The 9,012-nt window shown below is 71.3% G+C and carries 6 protein-coding genes and 1 pseudogene; 5 read left to right on the plus strand and 2 right to left on the minus strand.

The genetic code is table 11. The annotated features are described in order from the left end of the window. Both ACWCO3_RS26295 and ACWCO3_RS26300 read left to right on the plus strand, forming a co-directional pair. Positions 1-543, plus strand: a pseudogene (locus ACWCO3_RS26295) (hypothetical protein); the annotation flags it as partial. After that, positions 540-962: a roadblock/LC7 domain-containing protein gene (locus tag ACWCO3_RS26300; RefSeq protein WP_088988684.1), complete on the plus strand. Its 423-nt coding sequence runs from the start codon at positions 540-542 to the stop codon at positions 960-962. The pseudogene ACWCO3_RS26295 and the gene ACWCO3_RS26300, both read left to right, overlap by 4 nt. Before the next feature lie 81 nt (positions 963-1,043). On the opposite strand, the gene ACWCO3_RS26305 is transcribed toward ACWCO3_RS26300, so the two are convergent. Next, positions 1,044-2,387, minus strand: a complete 1,344-nt coding sequence (locus ACWCO3_RS26305; protein ID WP_450012563.1) for a GH1 family beta-glucosidase — start codon at positions 2,385-2,387, stop codon at positions 1,044-1,046. A gap of 832 nt (positions 2,388-3,219) precedes the next feature. Here ACWCO3_RS26305 and ACWCO3_RS26310 point away from each other — a divergent pair. Continuing rightward, positions 3,220-6,126, plus strand: a complete 2,907-nt coding sequence (locus tag ACWCO3_RS26310; protein WP_145779991.1) for a glycoside hydrolase family 48 protein — start codon at positions 3,220-3,222, stop codon at positions 6,124-6,126. Positions 6,127-6,448: 322 nt separating this feature from the next. Here the strand turns inward: ACWCO3_RS26310 and ACWCO3_RS26315 are convergent, their stop codons facing one another. Then, a complete protein-coding gene (locus tag ACWCO3_RS26315) occupies positions 6,449-7,081 on the minus strand; it encodes a DUF3159 domain-containing protein (protein WP_357929395.1) in 633 nt (210 codons plus the stop codon). Positions 7,082-7,296: 215 nt separating this feature from the next. On the opposite strand from ACWCO3_RS26315, the gene ACWCO3_RS26320 reads away from it, so the two are divergent. After that, on the plus strand, positions 7,297-8,184 hold the full coding sequence (locus tag ACWCO3_RS26320) for a phosphatase PAP2 family protein (protein WP_208745144.1): 888 nt from the start codon (positions 7,297-7,299) through the stop codon (positions 8,182-8,184). A 7-nt stretch (positions 8,185-8,191) separates the two neighbouring features. Then, the gene (locus tag ACWCO3_RS26325) at positions 8,192-8,860 is read left to right on the plus strand and encodes a maleylpyruvate isomerase N-terminal domain-containing protein (RefSeq protein WP_450012565.1); all 669 of its coding nucleotides are present in this window, start codon (positions 8,192-8,194) and stop codon (positions 8,858-8,860) included. Positions 8,861-9,012: the final 152 nt, after the last annotated feature.

Below are 9,012 nucleotides of genomic sequence, written 5' to 3' on the forward strand. Positions count from 1 at the left end.
CCGGTGACCGGAGTCCCGCCCGCACGGCGGAAAGGAGTTCCCGGGCATGACCGTCCAGCTCGACGCCCGTCCGCCGGTCGTACCGGCGCCTCCGGGCTGGGCATGGCGGCGCGGGACCTGCCGGTTGCCGGTCGGCCACCGGCCGCCGCCGTGCCGCGTCAGGCCCGTCCGGTGCCGGTGCGCGCCGAGGACGTCTTGACCCCGGCCGGCGGCCGGGACGTCGGCGGGGGCTGGTGGTCGCGGCAGGGCCCCGGCCCGTCCGCGCCGATCGTCCCCGCGTCGGGCATGCCACCGGCCGTGCCGGTCACGGCCGGTACGAACGAGCGGGGGCTGCCGGTGCGGGTGCCGATGGCACAGTTGAGCGCTGTCACCCGCTCGGCGCAACCGACGGTGGCACCGACCCGCACCGACCCGGACCCGGAGGCGGTCGGCGGCATGCTCTCCCGGCTCTACAGCGGAGTGCGGCGCGCCGAGGCCGAGGACACCACCGAGATACCCGTGCCACCGTCCGGGGGGCACGACGAAGGGGGACGACGACAGTGACGACGTTGAGCCAGGAGGCGCGTGACCTGAGCTGGCTGGTGAGCGCGTTCGCGGAGCGGGTGCCGGGTGTGGCGCACGCGGTGGTGGTCTCGTCCGACGGGTTGTTGGTGGCGATCTCCGACCATCTGCCGCGTGACAACGCGGACAAGCTCGCTGCGGTGACCTCCGGGCTGATGAGCATCACCGCGGGCGCGGCCTCGATGTTCGACGGGGACGTCGTCAAGCAGACGGTGGTCGAGATGGGCCGCGGCTACTTCCTGGTGATGCAGATCCGCGACGGTTCGATCCTGGCGACGTTGGCCGCCGGTGACGCGGACATCGGCGTGGTGGGCTACGAGATGGCCCGGCTGGCCAAGCAGGCGGGGGAGATGCTCACCCCGGCGTTGCGGGCGGAGTTGCAGCAGGCACTGCCTCGCTGAGTGCGGTGGCCGAGGCCCGGACGGTCGCCGGCTCATCTCGAGTCGAGCCGTCCGGGCCCGGTCGTCCGGGTGCCGGTGCGTTCAGAAGCCGCCGTCGGCGATGACGGAGCGGTACCAGGTGGCGCTGCTCTTGAGCACCCGCCGCTGGGTCGCGTAGTCCACGTAGACCAGGCCCCAGCGTTGGTCGTATCCCGCGTCCCACTCGAAGTTGTCCAGCAGCGACCAGACGTGGAAGCTCTCCAGCGGCACGCCGTCGGCGATGGCCCGGTGTGCGGCGGCGAGGTGGTCGCGCAGGAAGCTGATCCGACCTGTGTCCTGGACGGTGTCGTCAGCGGCCAGCGTGTCCGGCGTGGGGAGCCCGTTCTCGGTGATGGTGAGCGGGATCGGGCCGTACTCGCGGGTGATCCGGGTCAGGAGGTCGTACAACCCCTCGGGGTAGATCTGCTGCCACGTGGCCTCCGAGGTCGCCCAGCGGTGTTCGGTGCCGCCGTCGGCGGTGACGTAGATCGGTGTGTAGTACTGCACGGCCAGCAGGTCGACGGGCGCGGAGATGATCGCCAGGTCACCGTCGCGGATGCCCCGGACCATCCGGCTCTGCGGGCCCAGGTCGGTCAGCACGTCCTCCGGGTAACTGCCCTTGAGTAGGGAGTCGAGGTAGAGGCGGTTCTCGTAGCCGTCGTAGAGGTGGGCGGCCGCGGCAGCCTGCGGGGAGTCGTCGGCGGGGTAGCAGGGGTGCAGGTTGAACGCGGGGCCGATCCGGCTGTCGCTGCCGCTTGCCCGCAGCGCGGCGACGGCGAGCCCGTGCGCGAGCTGTAGGTGGTGGGCGACCAGGTAGGCGGCGTCCGGGTCCTGCCGGCCGGGGGCGTGGTGGCCGGTGAGGTAGCCGTTCTGCACCACGGTCTTGGGTTCGTTGACGGTGAGCCAGGCCGGCACCCGGTCACCGAGGGCGTGGAAGACCAGGTCCGCGTAGTCGGCGAAGCGCTGGGAGGTGTCGCGGGACTCCCAGCCGCCGGCGTCCTGAAGTGCCTGGGGGAGGTCCCAGTGGAACAGGGTGGCCATTGGGGTGATGCCGCGTTCGTGGAGGCCGTCGAGCAGGCGTCGGTAGAAGTCGAGGCCGCGTTGGTTGGGCGTCCCGGTGCCGTCGGGCTGGATCCGGGGCCAGGAGATGGAGAAGCGGTAGCTGCGCAACCCGAGGTCGCGCATGAGGTCGAGGTCCTCGGCGTACCGGTGGTAGTGGTCGATGGCCACGTCGCCGGTGTCGCCGTTGCGGGTGCGCCCCGGGACGCGGCTGAAAGTGTCCCAGACCGATTCGCCGCGCCCGTCTTCCTTGGCGGCGCCTTCGATCTGGTACGCGGAGGTGGCCGCGCCCCAGCCGAAGTCGTCCGGGAAGCGCAGCGGGCCGGCGGGCCCATTAGGTATCGACATGGATTCTCCTCATGGATACGGGGCCACCGCCGAAGATTCGGGAGCGCTCCCATGATAGGGCAGACGCGGCCTGCCGGTCATCCGACCGTCGTGGCGGCCGGGGCTGGCGGGGTGGCGGCGGGTATGGCCCCGAGCAGCGAACGAGGCCGTCCGGGCGGCGCACCGCGCCTGTCCCGTCGGCCTCTTTTCCTATCGTGTACGGGGGTTTAGTGTGGGGACGGGGGAGGGCAACCCCCGTCCCCACCGTAACTGCACACACGCAAGCGGAATTTGGGTCCTGCCATGCGTGTCGCGCGGGAGCCGGGCCACGCGAGTGGCTCTGGTTCCACCTCCCTCCATGTGGCGGGACGATGGCTGACGACGGCGTCCGGGCTGGCCCGTCGTCGGCCATCGGTCGGGTTCCCCGGCCCCGCCCGGAGGCGACGCCGGTGATCTTCTAGTTGGAACCTTGTCGATGGAAGCGCTCCCATCGACCGATGTTGCGACTGTAACGCCCGTCACGCCTTTGTGAAAGACCCAAAACAAGATCGAAACAAGGAGCCGATCCGGCTTGTTGTGGGAGCGCTTCCATGGCACACTGTCGATTCAACGCGGCAGGAGCCACATCGCGTCAGTGCGGGTCCACCGAGGGCAGCCGGCAGCACCACGTCCGGTCACGGTCACCCCATCGCGGCCAGCGGGACCCCTTCCCGTGCGGGCCGCACCGACCCACCCCGGCCGGGCCCGGGGAGACCACCTTCCCGGCGCCTCTCAACCCCCGCGGACCACCACCCTCGCGGGCCGGCGCCTTCGCCGGGATCATCCCGGCCTCGCCCGAGGAGACACCGCGCACATGAGACAACTGGCAATACGCCGTCGCGTGGCGATCGCCGCCGCCGCGTTGCTCGCCGTCGGCGGGGTGACCCTGCCCGCCGGTGCCGCGCAGGCCGCCCCGGCCTGCGACGTGGTCTACGCGACCAACGACTGGAACACCGGCTTCACCGCCAACGTCACCATCAAGAACCTGGGCGATCCGATCAGCAACTGGACGCTCAAGTGGACCTTCCCGAACAGCGGCCAGCGGGTCACCCAGGGCTGGTCGGCGAGGTACAGCCAGTCCGGCACTCAGGTCACCGCGACCAACGAGTCGTACAACGGCAACCTCGGCACCGGGGCCTCCACCACCATCGGCTTCAACGGCGCTCACACGGGGAGCAACCCGAAGCCCACCGCGTTCACCCTGAACGGCACCCCGTGCAACGGCACCCCGGCCAACCAGCCGCCGACCGTCTCGCTCGGCCTGCCGACCGGGCCGTTCACCGCGCCGGCCGACGTGCCGCTGACCGCCACCGCCAGCGACCCGGACGGGACGATCAGCAAGGTCGAGTTCTACCGCAACGGCCTGCTGGTCAACACGGACACCTCCGCGCCGTACGCCTACACGCAGGAGGACCTGCCGGCCGGCAGCTACACCGTCCAGGCCAAGGCGTACGACAACGCCAACGGCATCGGGGTCGACGAGAAGGCGTTCACCGTCGGCACCGCCACCGGCCCGACGCTCGTCGCCACCCCGTCCGCGGTGAGTGTCAGCGAGGGTGGCACCGCCACCTTCAACCTGAAGCTCAGCGCCGCGCCGACGGCCAGCGTGCCGGTCACCCTCACCCGCACCGGCGACACCGACATCACCGTCTCGCCGGCCACCGCCACGCTCACCTCGAGCAACTGGAACACCGGGGTCACCGTCACGGTCGCCGCGGCGGAGGACGCCGACACCGCCGGCGGCACCGCCACCATCACCGCCGCCGCCACCGGTCTGGCCTCACTGGCGGTCACCGCCACCGAGATCGACAACGACACCCCCGGCGGCGACAACGCCTACACCGCGAAGTTCCTCGAGCAGTACGGCAAGATCAAGAACTCGGGCTACTTCAGCCCCGAGGGCGTGCCGTACCACTCGGTGGAGACGCTGATCGTCGAGGCGCCCGACCACGGCCACGAGACCACCTCGGAGGCGTTCAGCTTCTGGCTCTGGCTGGAGGCCTACTACGGCAAGGTCACCCAGAACTGGGCCCCGTTCAACAATGCCTGGACGGTGATGGAGAAGTACATCATCCCCACGCACGCCGACCAGCCGACCGCCGGCTCCGCGGGGACGCCGCAGTACGCCGCGGAGTACAACCTGCCCAGCCAGTACCCATCGGCGCTGAACCCGAACGTCTCGGTCGGCCAGGACCCGCTCCGCTCGGAGTTGCAGTCCACCTACGGCACCGGCGACATCTACGGCATGCACTGGCTGATGGACGTCGACAACACCTACGGCTTCGGCCGCTGCGGTGACGGCACCACCAAGCCGGCCTACATCAACACCTTCCAGCGGGGCACCCAGGAGTCGGTGTGGGAAACCATTCCGCAGCCCTCCTGCGACACCTTCAAGCACGGCGGTCAGTACGGCTACCTCGACCTGTTCGTCAAGGACACCGGCGCCCCCGCCAAGCAGTGGAAGTACACCAACGCCCCGGACGCCGACGCCCGCGCCGTGCAGGCCGCGTACTGGGCGCTGACCTGGTCCAAGGCGCAGAACAAGCAGGCCGACGTCGCCGCCACCATCACCAAGGCCGCCAAGATGGGCGACTACCTGCGGTACGCGATGTTCGACAAGTACTTCAAGAAGATCGGCAACTGCGTCGGGGCCAGCACCTGCCCCGCCGGCAGTGGCAAGGACTCGGCGCACTACCTGCTGTCCTGGTACTACGCCTGGGGCGGCGCGTACGACGCCAGCCAGAACTGGTCCTGGCGGATCGGCTCCAGCCACAACCACTTCGGCTACCAGAACCCGTTCGCGGCCTGGGCGCTGACCAACACCCCGGAGCTCAAGCCGCAGTCGTCGACAGCGGTCGCCGACTGGACCAAGAGCTTCGAGCGGCAGCTGGAGTTCTACACCTGGTTGCAGTCCGCCGAGGGCGGCATCGCCGGTGGCGCCACCAACAGCTGGGACGGTAGCTACGCCCAGCCGCCGGCCGGCACCAGCACCTTCTACGGCATGTTCTACGACGTCGACCCGGTCTACAACGACCCGCCGTCGAACCAGTGGTTCGGCATGCAGGCCTGGTCGATGCAGCGCATCGCGGAGCTGTACCAGCAGACCGGCAACGCGAAGGCCAAGGCGCTGCTGGACAAGTGGGTGCCCTGGGCGATCGCCAACACCACCCTCGGCACCAACTGGTCGATCCCGTCGGACATGGCGTGGACCGGTCAGCCGACCACCTGGAACCCGTCCAACCCGCAGCCCAACACGGGCCTGCACGTCGAGGTCATCAGCAAGGGCCAGGACGTCGGTGTCACCGCCGCCTACGCCCGGATCCTGATCGCGTACGCGGCCAAGTCGGGCAACGTGGCGGCGAAGGACACCGCCAAGGGGCTGCTCGACGCGCTGTCGGCCGCCAGTGACGCCAAGGGTGTCTCCACCACCGAGAAGCGTGGCGACTACCGGCGCTTCGACGACGTCTACAACGCGTCCACCGGGCAGGGCCTCTACGTCCCGTCGGGGTGGACCGGGAAGATGCCGAACGGCGACGCCATCGCCGCCGGCAAGAGCTTCCTCGACATCCGGTCCTTCTACAAGAACGACCCGGACTGGCCCAAGGTGCAGGCGTACCTGAACGGTGGTCCGGAGCCCGAGTTCAACTACCACCGGTTCTGGGCACAGGCTGACGTCGCCATGGCGTACGCCGACTACGGCAGCATGTTCCCGAACGGCTGAGCGACCCGGGGTGGGCGGCGTGGACCGCCCACCCCGGGATTCGGTCGGGGTCCGGGGAACGACGGACCCGACCGGGGGACGGCCTGACACCCACGGTCAGGCCGGGGTGGGCCGGCCATCTGGCCGACGCAGCGGATCGGCTGGCCCACCCCACCGCCCGGACTGGAGCCAGTTGCAAAAAAGCCCAGAAATTCGGGCCCTCACGGGATCACACCGAAGTCCACGACGGAGTAACGTACGTCACCGGAGAGGCCGCTCCCCCCGTGGCGGCCTCTCCACTTTCTTTCCCGCCATTCGCCCGGCTCCGTGAGCCAGGTTCGGGTCAACGAGGCGGCGCGACCGGGTCCGATGCGACCGGATGACGCAGACCCGGGTGCCCGGTCGGCAGCGAGCGCCGCAGCACCACCCAACTCAGCGCCAGCGCCGCCGCGACCAGCGGCCAGGTCAACGCCACCCGGGCCACCACCAGCGCGAGCACCTGCCCACCCAGATAGAGCGGCACGAACACGGCGACCCGCAGCAGGTAGGTAGCCGTCCACACCCAACTGGCCCGGCCGTACCCCCGCAGCAGCGCCGGGTCGCGTCGCCACCGGGCGCGCTGGCCGAGCACCGCGCCGACCAGCACGCCGAGCAGCGGCCAACGCACGACGATGCTGACCGCCCACGCCAGAGCGCTCGCGGCGTTGGACAGCACCTGGATCAGGAAGAAACTCTCGGCCCGGCCCGTGCGCACCGCGATCAACGCCGCGACGCAGACCGCCAGCAGCCCGATCAACACCGATCGCGGCCGGTCACCCCGACGCAGCCGTACGCCGGCCACCACCGCGCCCACGGCCAGCGCCGCGCCGACACCACCCCACAGCGACTCGCCGCCCAGCAACCAGCCCGCGGCGAACGCCACCGGCGGCAGGGTGGCGTCGATGGCGCCGCGTCGCCCGCCCAGCAGATCCGTCAGCGACTCGGCCCGCGCCGGCCCTCCCGGGTCGGTGTCGGCCCCGGTCGGCCCTGCCGGCCCCGGACCGGAGCTCTCGCGCTGCTCCGGATCGGGCTCGGCCTGCCCGCTGTCGCGTTCCGGTGTTCCGCCCACCACCGCCTCCTCGCCTCCGGCACAACCTAACCGTCGACGCGCGGCGGGCCACCGATCGGCTGGCCGACGCCGGCCGCTACGGTGTGCGGATGCGCGCGACGGCACGGGGTTGGACCGCGGTCTGGTTGGTCGTACTGGCCCTTGTCCAGGCGGCTGCCTTCCTCGCCGTGTGGCGGGTGGCCGTGTACACCGAGGTCGGTCAGTGGGTGGACACCGTCGCGCTGACCGGCAACCGGATCGGGCACGACACCATCGACGGACCTGTCAACCGGATCCTCAACGCGATGTCGGTGGTCTCCCTGCTGGCCGCCACCGCGATGATCGGCTTCATCGCGTTGATCCGGGGGCGGATCGCCCTGGCCGTCACCGCGACCCTGCTGATCGCCGGGGCGAACGTCTCGACCCAGTTGCTGAAGTACGGGCTGAACCGCCCCGACTTCGGCCTCGACCCGGAGCGCGCCGCGGTGGGCAACAGCCTGCCCAGCGGGCACACCACAGTGGCCGCGTCGGTGGCGATCGCGCTGATGCTCGTCCTGCCGCGCAAGGTGCGCGCGGCCGGCGCCTTCATCGGTGCCGGCTACGCCGCCGCCGCCGGGGTCGCCACCCTCTCCGCCGGCTGGCACCGGCCCAGCGACGCGGTCGCCGCGTACCTGGTGGTGGGTGTGTGGGCGGCGTTGGCCGGGCTGCTCCTGCTGGTCACCCAACGCGAGCAGGCCGAGGTAGCCCCCGGTGACGCGCACCGGATCGCCGCGCTGGTGCTCGGGGTGGGCGGTGTGCTCGCCCTGATCGCCTGTGGGCTGGCCCTGGCCTGGCTGATCGAGCTGCGCGGCACCGGACCGCAGGAGTTGAGCCGCCGGCCGCTGTTCATCGGGTACGCCGGCAGCGCCGCCGGGATCGCCGGAACGATGGCGGTCGTGATGGCGCTGGTGCTCACCGTCGTGCACCGGCTCGTGCCCCGCGTCAAGGGCTGAGCCGGGCATGGATCCCGTCCGCGCGGCGTTCTCCGCCGAGTGCGCCCGGCTCACCGAGGTTCTGACCGACCTGGTCGACGCCGACCTCGACCGACCCACCGACTGCCCGCCGTGGACCGTCCTGGAGTTGATCGCGCACGTCCGCACCGGCGTCGGCCGGCTGACCGACATGCTCGCCGCGCCGGCCCCGGCCCGCGCGGAGGTGGACGCCGCCGGTTACTTCGGCCGGGCGAAGTTCACCGAGCAGGTGGACGCCGACCGGGTCGCCGGTGGGTGGCGTGACGCGCTCCGGGTGGACCGGGCGGCGCTGGCGGCCGAGGTGGACCGAGCGTGGCGGGCCACCGACGCGGCGGTGGCCGCCGCTCCGCCCGATCGGGTGGTGCGGACCCGACACGGCGACGCGATGCGCCTCACCGAGTTCCTGCGGACCCGGGTCGTCGAGGTGGGCGTACACGGTCTGGACCTGGCTGCCGCTCTGGACCGGCCGCCGTGGCTCACCACCCCGGCGGCCGAGGTGATCGCCGACCTTCTCACCGGCGGGCACCCGGCCCCGGCCGCTCTGGAATGGGATCGGGTGACAGTGATCCGTAAGACCACCGGCCGGGCGGCGCTGACCGCCCCGGAACGGGCCGCGATCGACGCGGCGGGCTTCCGCTGGCTCGCCTTCGGCCGCTAGGGCCTGTTTCATAAGACCTGGCCGGCCTGCGGCGGGCCCGGACGACGCCCGGCGGCGTTGCGGTTTCGTCCGGATACAACACCGGTATCCGGACGAAACCGCGCCTTGCCGGATCGCCGCCCGGACTCCGCCTCGGCTCGACCGCCCTTATG

This window comes from Micromonospora sp. NPDC002411, assembly GCF_053592955.1.

Bases quoted from the DNA above. Each gene is read 5' to 3' on its own strand.
- ACWCO3_RS26305 (WP_450012563.1), bottom strand. From the start codon at position 2,387: ATGTCGATACCTAATGGGCCCGCCGGCCCGCTGCGCTTCCCGGACGAC.
- ACWCO3_RS26310 (WP_145779991.1), top strand. From the start codon at position 3,220: ATGAGACAACTGGCAATACGCCGTCGCGTGGCGATCGCCGCCGCCGCG.
- ACWCO3_RS26325 (WP_450012565.1), top strand. From the start codon at position 8,192: ATGGATCCCGTCCGCGCGGCGTTCTCCGCCGAGTGCGCCCGGCTCACC.